The organism is Streptomyces sp. So13.3 (assembly GCF_005860785.2).
In the GTDB taxonomy this organism is placed as follows: domain Bacteria; phylum Actinomycetota; class Actinomycetes; order Streptomycetales; family Streptomycetaceae; genus Actinacidiphila; species Actinacidiphila fildesensis.
Genome location: NZ_CP048835.1, coordinates 6,017,080 through 6,032,926, shown reverse-complemented (window position 1 = coordinate 6,032,926; position 15,847 = coordinate 6,017,080). Strand labels below are relative to the sequence as shown.

The following is a 15,847-nucleotide window of genomic DNA, read 5'->3' as shown; positions in this document are numbered from 1 at the left end:
GGGGCCCTCACACGGTGTGCGGCGTGGTTACGCGACGCCCACCACGTCCTTGACCTCAGCGAAGTGGCACGCCGAGTCATGGGCGGCGGGCGAGTCGACGCCCTTGAAGCGCTCCGGGATCGCCAGCAGCGGAACGTCCGTGGCGCACTTGTCCTGCGCCTTCCAGCAGCGGGTACGGAACCGGCAGCCGGACGGCGGGTTGGCCGGGGACGGGACGTCTCCGGTCAGGATGATGCGCTCGCGGTGGGCACGGGCCTCGGGGTCCGGAACGGGGACGGCCGAGAGCAGCGCCTGGGTGTACGGGTGGGTCGGGTACTCGTAGATCTCGGCGTCGGAGCCGATCTCGGCCATCTTGCCGAGGTACATCACGCCGACCCGGTCCGAGATGTGCCGGACGATCGACAGGTCGTGGGCGATGAAGATGTAGGAGAGGTTGAACTCGTCCTGCAGGTTCTCCATCAGGTTGATGACCTGGGCCTGCACCGACACGTCGAGCGCGGAGACCGGCTCGTCGCAGATGATGACTTCCGGGTTGAGCGCCAGACCGCGGGCGATGCCGATGCGCTGCCGCTGGCCGCCGGAGAACTGGTGCGGGTACCGGTTGATGTACTCCGGGTTGAGCCCGACGACGTCCAGCAGGTCCTGGACCTTCTTGCGGCGGGTGCCCTTGGGCGCCACCTCGGGGTGGATGTCGAAGGGCTCGCCGATGATGTCGCCGACCGTCATACGCGGGTTCAGCGACGTGTACGGGTCCTGGAACACCATCTGGATGTTGCGGCGGACGACCTTGAGGGCCTTCCCCGACAGCTTGGTGATGTCCTGGCCCTTGTAGAGCACCTCGCCCGCGGTGGCCGTCTCCAGGCTCATCAGCAGCTTGGCGACGGTGGACTTGCCACAGCCGGACTCGCCGACGATGCCCAGGGTCTCGCCCTGGTACAGGTCGAAGGAGATGCCGTCGACGGCCTTGACCGCGCCGACCGTCCGCTTGAACACGATGCCCTGGGTCAGCGGGAAGTGCTTGACCAGGTTCCGGACCTGGAGGATCGGCTCGCCGCGGTCGACCGGGGCGTTGATCGCCGCCTCGACGGCCTCGACTGTCGTCTCATCGTCCTTGCTGAGATCAGCCATGGATCGTCTCCTTCCAGAAGTGGCAAGCGCTGCCACGGCCCGGCAGCTCGCCGCCGTCGGCCTCGGTCACCGTGTGCAGCGGCGGCACATCGGTCCGGCAGATGTCCTGCGCCATCTCGCAGCGCGGGTTGAACGCGCAACCGGAGGGAACGGCCAGCAGGTTCGGCGGGAGCCCCTTGATCGCGTAGAGCTCCTGGCCCTTCTGGTCCAGGCGCGGGATCGAGCGGAGCAGGCCCTTGGTGTACGGGTGGGCCGGCCGCTTGTAGATCTCGTGCACCGGCGCGGTCTCGACGATCCGGCCCGCGTACATGACCGCGATCTTGTCCGCGACGTCGGCGACCACGCCGAGGTCGTGGGTGATCAGGATCAGACCCATGTTGGACTCGCGCTGCAGCTCCGCGAGCAGGTCCATGACCTGGGCCTGGACCGTCACGTCGAGCGCGGTGGTCGGCTCGTCCGCGATGATCAGGTCGGGCTCGAGGGCGATGGCCATCGCGATCATGATGCGCTGGCGCATACCGCCGGAGAACTGGTGCGCGTAGTCGCCCACCCGCTCCTTGGCCGCCGGGATCCGGACGCGGTCCATCAGCTCGATGGCCTTCTTCTTCGCGTCCTTCTTCGACAGCCCCTGGTGGGCGCGGAACATCTCGCCGAGCTGGAAGCCGACGGAGAGCACCGGGTTGAGCGATGACAGCGCGTCCTGGAAGATCATCGCCATCTTGTTGCCGCGCAGCTTGCGCCGCTCGCTCTCCGGCAGGGCCAGGATGTTCTGCCCGTGGAAGAGGATCTCGCCCTGGGCCACGCGCCCGGGAGGGCTGTCCAGGATGCCCATGATCGCCTGCGCGGTCACCGACTTGCCGGAGCCCGACTCGCCGAGCACCGCCAGCGTCTCACCGGCGCTCACGCTGTAGTTGACGCCGTTGACGGCCTTGGCCACACCGTCCCGGGTCTTGAATTCCACGTGCAGGTCGCGCACTTCGAGCAGGGGCCCGCCGGCGGCGGTCGTTCCAATGCTCTCGGCGGCCGTTTCAACCGTGGTCATGCCGTCACCTTCGTCCTGCTTGCTCGTAGCTCGTGGGGGTCCGACTCATGGGGGCGCCTCACCGGAGCTTCGGGTCGAGCGCGTCGCGCAGGCCGTTGCCGAGGAAGACGAAGCCGAGCGCGGTGGTGACGATCGACAGGCTGGGGTACACCCACAGGTAGTCCTTGACACCCATGAAGTCCTTGCCGGCGAAGATCATGTTTCCCCACTCGGCGACCTCGGGGCTCACCCCGACACCCAGGAAGGACAGTGACGCCTCCGCGACGATCGCGATACCGACGCTGCTGGCCGCGTAGACCACCACCGAGGTGACGGAATTGGGCAGGATGTGCTTCAGCACGATCCTGCGGCGGCTCGCACCCAGCGCCTTGGCGGCGTGCACGTAGTCCATCTCGCGCACCGACAGGATCTGGCTGCGCAGCAGACGGGCGAAGGTGGCCCAGGAGAAGATGCCCAGCGAGATCACGACGGGCAGTACGCCACGACCCATCAGCAGGATGATGACGATGGCGCCGACGAGCAGCGGGAAGGCGAAGAACACGTCCGCCACGCGCATGATCAGTGTGTCCCAGATGCGGCCGAAGTAGCCGGCTATCGCACCCAGGGTGATGCCGATGAAGCAGGCGAGCAGGATCGAGGCCAGGCCGACGATCATCGCGATCCGGCTGCCGTAGATGATTCTGGACAGCTGGTCGCGGCCGAGGGCATCGGTCCCCAGCCAGTGTTTGCTGCTCGGCTCCTTCAGGGTGTTCATCAGGTCCTGGTGGAGCGGGTCCGCGGGTGCGATCAGCGGGGCGAAGACTGCTACCAGCAGAAGGATGACGACGATCAGCAGGCCGAAGACGGCCAGCTTGTTGGCGAGGAAGCGGGCGCGGATCTCGCTCCAGTTGCTGATCCTCGCAACGCTCGGTTCGGCTGCGCTCGGCGCGGCCGGGGCCGGACCGGCCGCGGTGGTACCCGACCCATCCATGCCCGTGACGACCTCAGTCATGGTGTGACTCCTAATTCGGGACGACCCTGCGGGTCAGGAGAGGCGGATGCGCGGATCGAGCGCGGCGTAGAGCAGATCGACGATCAGGTTCAGCAGGATGAAGACAGCGACGCTGTACGTCACCACGCCGACGATGATCGGGTTGTTCTGCGACTGAATCGCCGTGATCAGCGCGAGTCCGATGCCGTCCCAGTTGAAGATCGTCTCGGTGATGAGGGCGCCACCGAGCAGACCGCCGAAGGAGATACCCAGGTAGGTGATCACCGGGATGACCGAGTTGCGCATGATGTGCCGGGTGAGGATGGTGCGACGCGGCAGCCCCTTGGCCACCGCCGTCTTGACGTAGTCCGCACGCAGCACTTCGAGCATGGTGCTCCGGGCGATCTGCGCGACGAGAGCGGCGTCGATGATGGCCAGCGTTACCGCCGGAAGCACCATCGAATTGAACGACCCGTCCGAAATGAGCGGGAACCAGCCCAGCTCCACAACGAAGAAGCGCTGCAGGATCATGCCGATAACGATGGAAGGTACGCCGACGGCGAGCGTGGTGAGGAAGGTCACCGAAACATCCCAGACCGAGTATCTGCGCATCGCCGCCAGTACACCGACGCTCAGGCCCAGGATGACGTCGAAGATGATCGCGGTCACCGCGAGCTTCGCCGTGTTCACCAACTTGGGCTGGAGGATCTCGTTGACCGAGCGGCCCTGGGTGTAATCCTCGCCCAGGTCACCCTTGCCGAGCTTCTCCACGTAGTGCACGTACTGGACGACCAGCGGGTCGTCGAGCCCGTAGTGCGCGCGCAGTTCCTTGACCACCGCGGGATCACGCGCCTTGTCGCCACCGATCGAGCCCACCGGGTCACCCGGGAGCACGAACAGGCAGGCGAACAGGATCATCGTCGCACCGAGCACGACGACAACCAGCTGGCCCAGCCTGCGGACCACATACCTTCCCATGACTTACCTCTCTACCTCGCTGCCGCACCGAAGCAGCCACAACGCCCGGATCGGGCGCGCCTGGACGGGGCGGTGGATCACACCGCTCCCGACGGGGGCCGGGGGCCGGGGCGACCGAGTCTCGACTCGGTCTCCCCGGCCCCCGGTTCGCGCCGCACGACGTGCGGCGGAATGTGACTACTTCAGGGTGATCTGCGCGAGGTTCGGGTCCTCGTGGAAGTCCATGGCGCCGTTGGCGAACTTCTTGGTGTTCACCAGACGGAACTGGGTGCGGTTCCACAGCGGGATCAGGGCCTGGTCGTCCATCGCGAGCTTCTCGGCCTGCTTGTAGACCTCGTTGCGGGCGGTGGTGTCCTTCGTGCTACGGGCCTTCTCGACCAGTGCGTCGAACGCCGGGCTGTTGTAGCGGGCACGGTTGTCGCCCTGGACCTTGCCGGACGCGTCCGGGTTGATGGACTTGGAGTCCAGCAGCGGGAACAGGAAGTTGTCCGGGGTCGGGTAGTCCGCACCCCACGCGAAGCGGTAGGCACCGGTGGCACCCGGCGCCTGCTGGGCCGCGAGCAGCTCCTTGAACGGCTTCGCGTCAATCTTGACGTTCAGACCGAGGACGTCCTTGACCTGCTGGGCGACGGCCTGGACCCACTCTTCGTGGCCACCACCGGTGTTGAAGCCGAAGTGCAGCTCGTCACCGGGCTTGAGACCGGCTTCGGCCGCGAGAGACTTCGCCTTCTCCTTGTCCTGCTTGATGCAGGAGACGCAGAGGTCCTTGGTGTACACATCCGCGAACGACGGCGGAAGGATCGTCGTCGACTTGGTCTGCATACCCTGGAAGACACCCGCGATGATCGCGTCACGGTCGATCGCGTAGGAGATCGCCTGACGTGCCTTGGCGGTCTTCAGCGGGCCGTTGTCCGTGATCGGGAGCAGGTAGTTCATGCCACTGGTCTCGGCCTGAATCCACTCGCCCTGCGCGGTGTACTTGGCCTTGGCCGCGGTCAGCTGCGCCGTGGGCATCCGGGCCCAGTCGAACTGACCCGACTGGAAGCCCTGGTACTCCAGCTGAGAGGCGTTCGCCGAGTTCAGGATGGAGATGTTGACCTTGTCCAGGTGCGCCTTGGCCAGACCGTAGTCGTCGTTGCGGACCAGCGTGATGGACTTGTTGTGCTCCCACTTGCCCGACATCTTGAACGGGCCGTTGCCGATGGGGGCATCGTTGTAGGCCTGGTTCTTGCCGGCGCCCGCGACCTTCGGGACCGGGGACATCGACGTGTGCGTGGTCTTGACGTCGAACTCGAAGTCCGGGGTGGCGAGCTTCACCTGGAGGGTGTTCTCGTCCGGGGCGCTCAGGCCGGAGAACGTGGTCCCCGTGCCCTTCTGCAGCGCCTCGAAGCCGTCGATCCCGCCGACGTTGGGCGTGGCCACGTCCGAAGCGGAAGCCTTCGCCGCCAGACGGGTCCAACCGCGGATGAACGCCTCGGCGTTGACAACCTCACCGTTGGTGAACTTGGTGCCGGGCTTGATCTTGAACGTCCAGGTCTTGCCGTCGTCGCTGACCGTCTTGGAGGTCGCGAGGGCGGGTATGACCTTGCCGTCTGCGGTCGGCTCGTACAGGCCGGTGAACAGGTTGTCCGTGACGAGGATGCCCTCGGACTCCTGCGCGTTGACCGGGTCGATAGAGACCGGTTCCACGAGGCCGAGGCTGAAGGTGCCCCCGCCCTTACCCGCACCTGCGGACGACTTGTCGTCCTTGTTGTCGCCGCCGCAAGCGGTCGCTGCAAGAGCAACGATGACCGCGCCAACGACCCACTTGGCGCTCTTGGCACCGCGCATGGATTGCCTCCTCAGGAGTTCACTGTTTTTACGTGAAAAGAAGGCCGACCATCCGCTGACACCCCTGACAGCGAAACCGGCCCTCTGTTGCTCGTGAGTCGGCGCTCCCCATAAGCGCTTGGACCCATTGACCCGAGCTGAACTGCGTCCCACTATCGGGCACGTTTAGGCGCGTAACCACACCCAAATGGTCTCGCTTTGATCACATCGGGTATGAACTTGGCCCACAATTAGGACATTTGGAACGTAGACAGACACCCGCGAAACGGACTGTTAACGCAACATCCGGCGAATCGCGTCCGCTATGCGGACGCAGGCCCGGCGAAATCGGTTGCGGGGAGTCCGAAAAATCCACGGCAAGTCTACGCGGGTCACCTCCCCGCGTCCCCGATACGACCGGGCCCGCCCGGCCGCCGGAGCCTGTTGAATCGGCCCATGAGCCAGGAGATCTCCGGACTGTTGCATCACGTCGAACTGTGGGTCGCCGACCTGCCCGCCGCCACCGCGAGCTGGGGCTGGCTGCTGGGCGAGCTCGGCTACACCCCGTTCCAGGACTGGCCCGCGGGGCGCAGCTGGAAACTCGGCCCCACGTACATCGTGGTCGAGCGCTCACCCGCCCTCGCCGGCGACCGGCACGAGCGGCTCCGGCCGGGCCTGAACCACCTGGCCTTCCACGTGGCCGACCGCGCCATGGCCGACGATCTCGCGGCCCGGGCGCCGGAGCACGGCTGGACCCTGATGTTCCCCGACCGGCACCCCTTCGCGGGCGGCGAGGCGCACTACGCCGCCTATCTGGAGAACGCCGAGGGGTTCGAGGTCGAGCTGGTCGCACCCATCGCCTCCTGACGGAGGGGCGGCTAATCTGACTGACCGTCAGGTTATAGCCGGCCGCGGGAAGGGATCCCCAGTGCCCCACAGTGAGTTGGAACACGCTCGGCGCCAGGAGACGGTGGAGTCGTTCTGGCGGGGGGTCGACACGCACGACTGGGGGCTGGTCGCCTCCACCCTGGCGGAGGGCTTCGTACGCGTCGGGATGCGCGGCGACGAGGACGACACCGTCCGGGGTCGGGACGCCTATGTGGCGTTCGTCTCACGGGTGACGGAGCGGATGGCCTTCCACCGGCTGGAGTCCCGCCGGACGTTCCTCAGCGCCGACGGCCGGCGGGTGCTCAACGAGGCTGTCGAGACGATCCAGCCGACGGCGGCGGACGAGCGGAACGTGATGTCGTTCGCCAACGTCATGGAACTCGGCGAGGACGGGCTCATCACCCGGCTCGACATCTACTGGAAGACCCCGGTACTGCAGCCCCCGGCCTGGATCGTCCCGGGAAGCGCGTCCGCGCGCGCTGAGAAGAGCTGAGGAGGGGGCCCGGGGAAAATCCCCGAACCCCCTCCCGGTGACGCCTCAGTGGCGCCCCTGTGACGTCTCAGCGACCGCCCGGTGTCCGTTCAGCGGCCCGGGCGGGACGCACCGGCACCGCGAGGCGCCGGGCCGTCGTCAGCGCTTGGCGCGGGAGTACGCGCGGCCGCGCTCCTTCTGGTCCAGGACGACCTTGCGGATACGCACGGTCTCCGGGGTGACCTCGATGCACTCGTCCTCGCGGCAGAACTCGAGGGACTGCTCCAGGGAGAGCCTGCGCGGCGGCACCACGTTCTCGGTGTTGTCCGCGGAGGCGGCGCGCATGTTGGTGAGCTTCTTCTCCTTGGTGATGTTCACGTCCATGTCGTCGGAACGCGAGTTCTCACCGATGATCATGCCCTCGTACACCTCGGTGGTCGCCTCGACGAAGATCACGCCGCGCTCCTGGAGGTTGATCATCGCGAACGGCGTCACGACGCCGGCGCGGTCCGCCACCAGGGAACCGTTGTTACGGGTGCGCAGGTCGCCGAACCACGGCTCGTGACCCTCGAAGATGCTGTGCGCGATACCGGTACCGCGGGTGTCCGTGAGGAACTCGGTACGGAAACCGATCAGGCCACGGGCCGGGACGATGAACTCCATGCGGACCCAGCCGGAGCCGTGGTTCGTCATGGTCTCCATGCGGCCCTTGCGGGTCGCCATCAGCTGGGTGATCGCGCCGAGGTACTCCTCGGGGGTGTCGATCGTCATGCGCTCGACCGGCTCGTGGACCTTGCCGTTGATCGTCTTGGTGACGACCTGCGGCTTGCCGACGGTCAGCTCGAAGCCCTCGCGGCGCATCTGCTCGACGAGGATCGCCAGCGCCAGCTCGCCACGGCCCTGGACCTCCCACGCGTCGGGACGCTCGGTCGGCAGCACGCGGAGCGAGACGTTACCGATGAGCTCCTTGTCCAGCCGGTCCTTCACCTGGCGGGCGGTGACCTTGTGGCCCTTGCCGCCCTTGCCGACCAGCGGCGAGGTGTTGGTACCGATGGTCATGGAGATGGCCGGCTCGTCGACCGTGATGAGCGGCAGCGCGACCGGGTTCTCCAGGTCGGCCAGCGTCTCGCCGATGGTGATGTCCGGGATACCGGCCACGGCGCAGATGTCGCCGGGGCCCGCCATCTCGGCCGGCTTGCGGGTGAGCGCCTCGGTCATCAGCAGCTCGGTGATCTTGACCTGGGTGACCGAACCGTCACGCTTCATCCACGCGACCTGCTGGCCCTTGCGAAGCTCGCCCTCCTCGACGCGGAGGAGCGCGATACGGCCGAGGAAGTTGTCGGCGTCCAGGTTGGTGACGTGTGCCTGGAGCGGCGCGCCCTCGGTGTACTCGGGCGCGGGGACCGTCGACAGGATGGTGGAGAAGAACGGCTCCAGCGAGTCGCTGTCCGAGGGGACCGTGCCGTTCTCCGGCTTGGTCAGCGAGGCGACGCCGTCACGGGCACAGGCGTAGACGATCGGGAACTCGATCTGCTCCTCGGTCGCGTCCAGGTCAAGGAAGAGGTCGTAGGTCTCGTTGATGACCTCGTCGATCCGGGAGTCCGGGCGGTCCGTCTTGTTGATGCACAGGATGACCGGCAGGTTCGCCGTCAGCGCCTTGCGCAGCACGAAGCGGGTCTGCGGCAGGGGGCCCTCGGAGGCGTCCACGAGGAGCACGACCGCGTCGACCATCGACAGGCCGCGCTCGACCTCACCACCGAAGTCGGCGTGGCCGGGGGTGTCGATGATGTTGATCGTGATGACGTCGCCGCCACCCTTGGGGTGGTACTTCACGGCCGTGTTCTTGGCCAGGATCGTGATGCCCTTCTCACGTTCCAGGTCGTTCGAGTCCATCATGCGGTCATCGAGGTGCTGGTGGGCAGCGAATGCGCCGGCCTGCTTGAGCATGGCGTCGACAAGGGTCGTCTTGCCGTGGTCGACGTGGGCGACAATGGCGACGTTACGAATATCGTGGCGCGTGGACATGCTGCGGCGCTTCTCCCGGGATCGTGGATGGCTGCGCGTTCCGTGTTGACGCACTCGCCCGCCGGGCAGGACAAGCCGCGGCCTTACCCCATGGTACGGGGCCCGCGGCGACTCGGCCGCCCGAGCGAGGTTTGAACGCCGGTATCACCGGCCCCACAGGCTCCTTCCGGAGCCGGCAGGACCGGTGTGACAACCGGAAGGACCCGTGGCAGCGGCGGTATCCGGGCGTATTCCGCCATCCGGGCGGCGGGGCGGCCCGATCCGGCAAAAGCGCTGCGCGCGGACCCCTACTTACGGAACCCGATGTCCTGGTATCGGGGGGACTCGAAGCCGAAGGCGCCGGCGTTGGCGACCGTGGGCCGCAGCGCGACGACCTCGGGGCGCTGGAAGAGCGGGACGGAGCCGGCCGCGGCCCAGATCCGGGAGTCGGCCCGTGCGGTGAGGTCGCGGGCCGCCTTCTGGTCCAGTTCCGAGCCGGCCTGGTCGAGCAGCTGGTCGATCTGGTCGGTGCCGACCCGTGAGTAGTTCTGCTCGACGGTCAGCGATCCGTCGGGGGCGGGCAGCGGCTTGGCGAAGATCGGCCGGTCGTCGGTGGCCGGGTAGGCCGTGCCGGGCCAGGAGTACAGGGCCAGGTCGAAGTTTCCGGAGGCGACGTGGTCGTGGAAGAAGCTCGTGTCGGCGACCTTGGTGATCTCGGTGCGGACCCCGATCTTCGACAGCATCGTCGCGATCCGGTTCCCCACGTCGGCCAGCACCGGCGAGGTGGAGGGGACGACGAACCGCAGGCTGAGCTGCTTGCCGGCCTTGCGCAGCGTTCCGCTGGGCTCGACCACCGTCACACCGAGGGCCGGGGCGGCCGCGTCGGGCTTGGTGGGTACCGGAGCGGCGGGCTTGGCCGGGTTGGCGGCCTTGGCCCCGGACCGGGACTGCGGTGCGGTGTGCTCCCAGCCCGCGTCGGCGAGCAGCGCCTGGACCTGGCCCGCGTCCGCGGAGCCGAGGGCCGAGCTGTGGTCCGCGTAGCCGTTCTGCGAGGCGAGGACCAGGTGGTTGCCGAGCGGCTTGGCGGGCAGGCCGAGCGGCTTCAGCACGGCGTCGGCGATGGCCTGCCGGTCGACGGCGCGGGCCACCGCGCGGCGGACCCGTTCGTCGGCCAGCGGGCCCGTGCTGCCGTTGAGGGCGAGCTGCGAGTACGCGGCCCCGGGGGCCTTGCGGACGGCAAGCTTCTTGGCGGCGGCGGCCTTGCGGACCGAGGCGAGGGCGGTCGGGTCCAGCTCCGCGACGTCGAGCTTTCCGCCGGTCAGCGCGGCGGCGCGGCCGGCGGCCGGCACGACGGTCAGCACCAGCTGGTCGAGCTTGGCGCGCTGGCCCCACCAGGCCGGGTTCCTGACCAGGGTGACGGCGCCCCCGGTACGGTTCACGTCCTTGATCCTGAACGGCCCCGCGACGGCGGTCAGCGCGGAGCGGGCGCCTTCGTTGAAGGCGTCCGGGCTGCCGGTCACGGCCTTGGGATAGAGGGGTGTGAACAGCGACCGCCAGTCGGCGTACGGGGTGGCGAAGGTGACCTTGACCTCGTGGCTGTCCGCGCCCTGGCTGACGTCGGCGATCCGGTCGTAGCCGGCGTTGCGCGCGGTCCAGTACGCGGCGTTCCGGCCGCCCAGCGCCTTCCACTGCGCGCTGAAGTCGTCGGCGCCGACGGCCCGGCCGTCGCTCCACTTCGCCTTCGGGTTGAGCTTGTACGACACGACCTGCTTCGGCTCGGTCTCGACGACGGAGGCGTCGGCCAGGAAGTCCGCGTCGCGCTGCGGGGCGCCGCGGTTGTCGAGGCGGAACATCACGGGCAGCACGGCGCCGGCGATCCGGGCCGTGTCCTCGTCGGCGTCCGCCTGATACGCGTTGAGGGTGGCCGGCACGCTGTCGACGGCCCAGCGCAGCGTTCCGCCGTCCTTGACGCCGGCGCGGGGCGCGGCGGCGATGTCGGTGCCGGAGACGGCCGGGGCCGCGGTGGTCTCGGCGGAGCAGCCGGCGAGGGCGAGCGCGGCGACGCCCACGAGGGCCGCACCGCGCAGCCCCGGACCTGCGGGCCGGGGGCGGTACCTGGGCCGGGGCTCTGCCCCGCCTACGGATGCGGGAATGACGCTGCGGGACATGGGTCAGGTACCTCCGCGGGCTCTCCGGCCGCCTTCGGTCCGGCATACGCCTTCGGGACGTGCACCAGTAATACTCAGTTGGCGGTATTTGTCGCTTATCGCACCTACTGAAAGCGACAGGTACCCGCACGGCGCCGCGACACGGCGCGAAGCGGGCCACAGGCCACCCGAACGGCGGTGGGGCGCCCGCCCGCGGCCCGCGCGGGCGTGCGGCCGGGGCGCGATTCCGGAACGGGCGCCATTTCCCCCGCACGCGCTCTTCCCAATGGCGCATGTGACGCGCGACACTCGCTTCCGCATGAGCGTCACCAACCGCACTGCGGCAGAGCTGAGGGCAAATCCATGTCCCTGCAAGACGATCTGACATCGGTTCAGCGCCGGCTGGACGACCTGGTCCGCTGCGTGGGCCGGCTGGAGCAGCACGTCGGGAACAGCCTCGACATGCGTCGTGTACGTGCCGACGCGGACCACCTCCGCGAGAGCCTGACCCTGCTGCGCGAGGCCGCACCGTCCGCCGCCCCACCGGGCCCGGTGGAGATGGTGATCGTGCCCGACACCCCGTACGACCCCGCGCTGTGGTCCGACTGCGAGGACGAAGGCCTGGGATCGCCCCACGGCCACGCGCCGTAACCGCGCCCTCCCCGCAGCCGCAGCCAGCCCGGCACCGCAGCCGTCACCGGCTCCCGCCCCTTCCGCTCCCCTCCGGAGTACGCATTGGCCACCGGAACCACCTCCAGCACCGAGTCCGCCGACAGCAGTCCCGCCCGCCGCGGTGTCCACACTCAGGGGCGCGCGGCCATCCCGAACCGACATCTGCGGACCGACCGGTGGTGGGTTCCGCCCCTGGTGACCGCGCTCGGCCTGGGGGCGTTCGTCGTCTACTCGACGTGGCGCGCGTTCGCGAACGGGGACTACTACGCGGCGCCGTACGTCTCGCCGTTCTACTCCCCGTGCCTGGCGTCGAACTGCACCGACATGAACGGCGGCGCCGACTGGCACCTCTTCGGGAGCTGGTGGGGCATCTCCCCGGCCCTGATCGTGCTGATCTTCCCGCTCGGCTTCCGGCTCACCTGCTACTACTACCGCAAGGCGTACTACCGCGGGTTCTGGGCCTCGCCCCCCGCCTGCGCCGTCGCCGAGCCGCACGCCACGTACACCGGTGAGACGCGGTTCCCGCTGATCCTGCAGAACATCCACCGGTACTTCTTCTACTTCGCGATCCCGGTCGCCGGGATCCTGACGTACGACGTGGTGCTGAGCTTCCGGGACGCGGACGGCAACTGGGGGCACGCGGGTCTCGGCACCCTCGTGATGCTGGTGAACATCACCCTGATCTGGGCGTACACCTTCTCCTGCCACTCCTGCCGGCACATCATCGGCGGCCGGCTCAAGCACTTCTCCAAGCACCCGGTGCGGTTCCGCCTCTGGGGCTGGGTCGGCCGGCTCAACCGGCACCACATGCTGCTCGCCTGGGTCTCGCTGATCAGCGTGGCCCTCGCGGACTTCTACGTATATCTCGTCGCCAGCGGCGCCTTCGACGACCCGCGGTTCTTCTAAACGAAGGGGATGCCAACAAGCATGACGCAAGTCGAAAGGCACACTTACGACGTGGTCGTCGTCGGCGCGGGCGGGGCAGGTCTGCGCGCCGCCATCGAGGCCCGCGAGCAGGGCATGCGCACGGCGGTCATCTGCAAATCGCTGTTCGGCAAGGCGCACACGGTGATGGCCGAGGGCGGTATCGCGGCCAGCATGGGCAACGCCAACTCCAACGACAACTGGGAAGTGCACTTCCGCGACACCATGCGCGGCGGGAAGTTCCTCAACCAGTGGCGGATGGCCGAACTGCACGCCCGCGAGGCACCCGACCGGGTGTGGGAGCTGGAGACCTGGGGCGCGCTCTTCGACCGCACCAAGGACGGCCGGATCTCGCAGCGCAACTTCGGCGGCCACGAGTACCCGCGGCTCGCGCACGTCGGCGACCGGACCGGCCTGGAGCTGATCCGCACCCTCCAGCAGAAGATCGTCTCCCTGCAGCAGGAGGACTTCGCCGAGTTCGGCGACTACGAGGCGCGGCTCAAGGTCTTCCAGGAGTGCACGGTCACCCGGGTGCTCAAGGACGGCCCGGCGGTCAGCGGGGTCTTCGGCTACATCCGCGAGTCGGGCCGGCTCTTCGTCATCGAGAGCCCGGCCGTGGTCCTCGCGACCGGCGGCATCGGCAAGTCCTTCAAGGTGACCTCCAACTCGTGGGAGTACACCGGCGACGGGCACGCGCTGGCACTGCTCGCGGGCGCGCCGCTCATCAACATGGAGTTCATCCAGTTCCACCCCACCGGGATGGTCTGGCCGCCGTCCGTCAAGGGCATCCTCGTCACCGAGTCGGTCCGCGGCGACGGCGGGGTACTGCGCAACAGCGACGGCAAACGGTTCATGTTCGACTACATCCCGGACGTGTTCAAGGAGAAGTACGCGCAGTCCGAGCAGGAGGCCGACGGCTGGTACGCCGACCCGGCCACATTCCGCCGGCCGCCGGAGCTGCTCCCCCGCGACGAGGTGGCCCGCGCCATCAACTCCGAGGTCAAGGCGGGCCGCGGCACTCCGCACGGCGGGGTCTTCCTCGACGTCTCGACCCGGCTCCCGGCCGAGGAGATCAAACGGCGGCTGCCGTCGATGCACCACCAGTTCAAGGAACTCGCCGACGTCGACATCACCGCCGAACCCATGGAGGTCGGCCCGACCTGCCACTACATGATGGGCGGCGTCGACGTGGAGCCCGACACCGCGGCGGCCCGCGGCGTGCCGGGACTGTACGCGGCGGGCGAGGTGGCCGGAGGAATGCACGGCTCGAACCGGCTGGGCGGCAATTCCCTCTCCGACCTGCTGGTCTTCGGCCGCCGGGCCGGACTGCACGCCTCGGAGTACGTGGCCGCGCTCGGCACCGGGCGGCCCGCCGTCCCCGAGGACCAGATCGACAGCGCGGCCGCCGAGGCGCTGCGCCCGTTCAGCGCTGAGGCCTCCGACCCCGACCTGCCGCAGGGGCAGGTCGCGGAGAACCCGTACACCCTCCACCAGGAACTGCAGCAGGCCATGAACGACCTGGTCGGCATCATCCGCCGGGCCCCGGAGATGGAGGAGGCGCTCAGCCGCCTCACCGATCTGCGGATGCGCTCGCGGCGGGCCGGCGTCGAGGGCCACCGGCAGTTCAACCCCGGCTGGCACCTGGCGATCGACCTGCGCAACATGCTGCTGGTCAGCGAGTGCGTGGCGCGTGCCGCGCTGGAGCGCACCGAGAGCCGCGGCGGCCACACCCGCGAGGACCATCCCGGCATGGACCGGACCTGGCGGAAGGTCAATCTCGTCTGCGAGCTGTCCGACCCCAGCGGCGGGCTCGCCGACACCGACCCGGAGCGCGGCCAGGTCACGCTCCGGCGCCGCGACATGGACCCGATGCGGGACGACCTCCTCGCCCTGTTCGAGAAGGAAGAACTGCTGAAGTATCTGACGGACGAGGAGTTGGCCCCGTGACGTACACAGCACACTTCAAGGTGTGGCGGGGCGACGCCGACGGCGGGGACCTGAACGACTACCAGGTGGAAGTGAACGAGGGCGAGGTCGTCCTCGACATCATCCACCGACTGCAGGCCACCCAGGCGTCCGACCTCGCGGTCCGCTGGAACTGCAAGGCCGGCAAGTGCGGATCGTGCAGCGCCGAGATCAACGGCAGGCCGAGCCTGCTGTGCATGACGCGGATGTCGGTCTTCACGGCCGACGAGACCGTCACCGTCACCCCGATGCGCGCGTTCCCCGTCATCCGTGACCTGGTGACGGACGTGTCCTTCAACTACGCGAAGGCGCGCGAGGTGCCGGCGTTCGTGCCGCCGGCCGGCCTCAAGCCGGGCGAGTACCGGATGCAGCAGCAGGACGTGGAACGCTCCCAGGAGTTCCGCAAGTGCATCGAGTGCTTCCTGTGCCAGGACACCTGCCACGTGGTCCGCGACCACGAGGAGAACAAGATCGCCTTCTCCGGGCCGCGCTTCCTGATGCGGATCGCCGAGCTCGACATGCATCCGCTGGACGCGGCCGCCGAGGAGGGCCTGGACCGCAAGGTGTCGGCCCAGGACGACCACGGACTCGGCTACTGCAACATCACCAAGTGCTGCACCGAGGTCTGCCCGGAACACATCAAGATCACCGACAACGCACTCATCCCGCTCAAGGAGCGGGCGGTCGACCGCAAGTACGACCCACTGGTCTGGCTGGGCAACAAGATCCTGCGGCGGCCGTAACCGCACCGTACGGCCTCCGGCACTCGGCCGGAGGCCGTACGGTCGCGAGCCGTACAAACCGCGCATACGCTCCCGAACAGAGCCATGCCGCAGGCGCGTGGCGGA

The 15,847-nt window shown here is 68.4% G+C and carries 13 protein-coding genes; 6 read left to right on the top strand and 7 right to left on the bottom strand.

All coding sequences use genetic code 11. The features are described 5' to 3' along the window. Positions 1–27: 27 nt before the first annotated feature. The 5 genes from C8250_RS27300 to C8250_RS27280 form a co-directional block, all read right to left on the bottom strand. Positions 28–1,128 carry a dipeptide ABC transporter ATP-binding protein gene (locus tag C8250_RS27300; protein ID WP_138351034.1) on the bottom strand — a complete coding sequence of 367 codons (1,101 nt, stop codon included), beginning with the start codon at positions 1,126–1,128 and terminating at the stop codon, positions 28–30. Continuing rightward, positions 1,121–2,170, bottom strand: a complete 1,050-nt coding sequence (locus C8250_RS27295; RefSeq protein ID WP_138351035.1) for an ABC transporter ATP-binding protein — start codon at positions 2,168–2,170, stop codon at positions 1,121–1,123. The genes C8250_RS27300 and C8250_RS27295 overlap by 8 nt, the downstream gene beginning before the upstream one ends. Before the next feature lie 58 nt (positions 2,171–2,228). Continuing rightward, positions 2,229–3,161 (bottom strand): ABC transporter permease, encoded by a 933-nt coding sequence (locus C8250_RS27290; RefSeq protein WP_138351036.1) that lies wholly within the window; start codon positions 3,159–3,161, stop codon positions 2,229–2,231. A gap of 33 nt (positions 3,162–3,194) precedes the next feature. Continuing rightward, on the bottom strand, positions 3,195–4,118 hold the full coding sequence (locus C8250_RS27285) for an ABC transporter permease (protein WP_138351037.1): 924 nt from the start codon (positions 4,116–4,118) through the stop codon (positions 3,195–3,197). A 177-nt stretch (positions 4,119–4,295) separates the two neighbouring features. After that, the gene (locus C8250_RS27280; RefSeq protein WP_138351038.1) at positions 4,296–5,948 is read right to left on the bottom strand and encodes an ABC transporter substrate-binding protein; all 1,653 of its coding nucleotides are present in this window, start codon (positions 5,946–5,948) and stop codon (positions 4,296–4,298) included. Positions 5,949–6,383: 435 nt separating this feature from the next. Here C8250_RS27280 and C8250_RS27275 point away from each other — a divergent pair, with 435 nt between their 5' ends. Further along, entirely contained in the window at positions 6,384–6,794 is a 411-nt protein-coding gene (locus C8250_RS27275) for a VOC family protein (RefSeq protein ID WP_187144998.1), read from the top strand. 61 nt (positions 6,795–6,855) lie between these two features. Then, on the top strand, positions 6,856–7,308 hold the full coding sequence (locus C8250_RS27270) for a nuclear transport factor 2 family protein (RefSeq protein WP_164295296.1): 453 nt from the start codon (positions 6,856–6,858) through the stop codon (positions 7,306–7,308). Positions 7,309–7,446: 138 nt separating this feature from the next. Here the strand turns inward: C8250_RS27270 and typA are convergent, their stop codons facing one another. Continuing rightward, positions 7,447–9,312 carry a translational GTPase TypA gene (typA, locus tag C8250_RS27265; protein WP_138351040.1) on the bottom strand — a complete coding sequence of 622 codons (1,866 nt, stop codon included), beginning with the start codon at positions 9,310–9,312 and terminating at the stop codon, positions 7,447–7,449. A 287-nt stretch (positions 9,313–9,599) separates the two neighbouring features. After that, positions 9,600–11,360 carry an ABC transporter family substrate-binding protein gene (locus C8250_RS27260; protein ID WP_244809388.1) on the bottom strand — a complete coding sequence of 587 codons (1,761 nt, stop codon included), beginning with the start codon at positions 11,358–11,360 and terminating at the stop codon, positions 9,600–9,602. A 441-nt stretch (positions 11,361–11,801) separates the two neighbouring features. On the opposite strand from C8250_RS27260, the gene C8250_RS27255 reads away from it, so the two are divergent. The 4 genes from C8250_RS27255 to C8250_RS27240 all read left to right on the top strand — a co-directional run bounded on the left by C8250_RS27255 (position 11,802) and on the right by C8250_RS27240 (position 15,742). Continuing rightward, the gene (locus C8250_RS27255) at positions 11,802–12,089 is read left to right on the top strand and encodes a hypothetical protein (protein WP_138351042.1); all 288 of its coding nucleotides are present in this window, start codon (positions 11,802–11,804) and stop codon (positions 12,087–12,089) included. An 84-nt stretch (positions 12,090–12,173) separates the two neighbouring features. Next, the gene (locus C8250_RS27250) at positions 12,174–13,016 is read left to right on the top strand and encodes a hypothetical protein (protein ID WP_138351043.1); all 843 of its coding nucleotides are present in this window, start codon (positions 12,174–12,176) and stop codon (positions 13,014–13,016) included. A 21-nt stretch (positions 13,017–13,037) separates the two neighbouring features. After that, positions 13,038–14,981: a fumarate reductase/succinate dehydrogenase flavoprotein subunit gene (locus C8250_RS27245; protein WP_138351044.1), complete on the top strand. Its 1,944-nt coding sequence runs from the start codon at positions 13,038–13,040 to the stop codon at positions 14,979–14,981. Next, positions 14,978–15,742 (top strand): succinate dehydrogenase/fumarate reductase iron-sulfur subunit, encoded by a 765-nt coding sequence (locus C8250_RS27240; protein ID WP_138351045.1) that lies wholly within the window; start codon positions 14,978–14,980, stop codon positions 15,740–15,742. The genes C8250_RS27245 and C8250_RS27240 overlap by 4 nt, the downstream gene beginning before the upstream one ends. The last annotated feature ends 105 nt before the right edge of the window (positions 15,743–15,847 follow it).

What these genes read in the sequence shown, in the direction of transcription:
- C8250_RS27300 (WP_138351034.1), bottom strand. Translation starts at nt 1,128, where the DNA reads ATGGCTGATCTCAGCAAGGACGATGAGACGACAGTCGAGGCCGTCGAG.
- C8250_RS27295 (WP_138351035.1), bottom strand. Translation starts at nt 2,170, where the DNA reads ATGACCACGGTTGAAACGGCCGCCGAGAGCATTGGAACGACCGCCGCC.
- C8250_RS27290 (WP_138351036.1), bottom strand. Translation starts at nt 3,161, where the DNA reads ATGACTGAGGTCGTCACGGGCATGGATGGGTCGGGTACCACCGCGGCC.
- C8250_RS27285 (WP_138351037.1), bottom strand. Translation starts at nt 4,118, where the DNA reads ATGGGAAGGTATGTGGTCCGCAGGCTGGGCCAGCTGGTTGTCGTCGTG.
- C8250_RS27280 (WP_138351038.1), bottom strand. Translation starts at nt 5,948, where the DNA reads ATGCGCGGTGCCAAGAGCGCCAAGTGGGTCGTTGGCGCGGTCATCGTT.
- C8250_RS27275 (WP_187144998.1), top strand. Translation starts at nt 6,384, where the DNA reads ATGAGCCAGGAGATCTCCGGACTGTTGCATCACGTCGAACTGTGGGTC.
- typA (WP_138351040.1), bottom strand. Translation starts at nt 9,312, where the DNA reads ATGTCCACGCGCCACGATATTCGTAACGTCGCCATTGTCGCCCACGTC.
- C8250_RS27255 (WP_138351042.1), top strand. Translation starts at nt 11,802, where the DNA reads ATGTCCCTGCAAGACGATCTGACATCGGTTCAGCGCCGGCTGGACGAC.
- C8250_RS27245 (WP_138351044.1), top strand. Translation starts at nt 13,038, where the DNA reads ATGACGCAAGTCGAAAGGCACACTTACGACGTGGTCGTCGTCGGCGCG.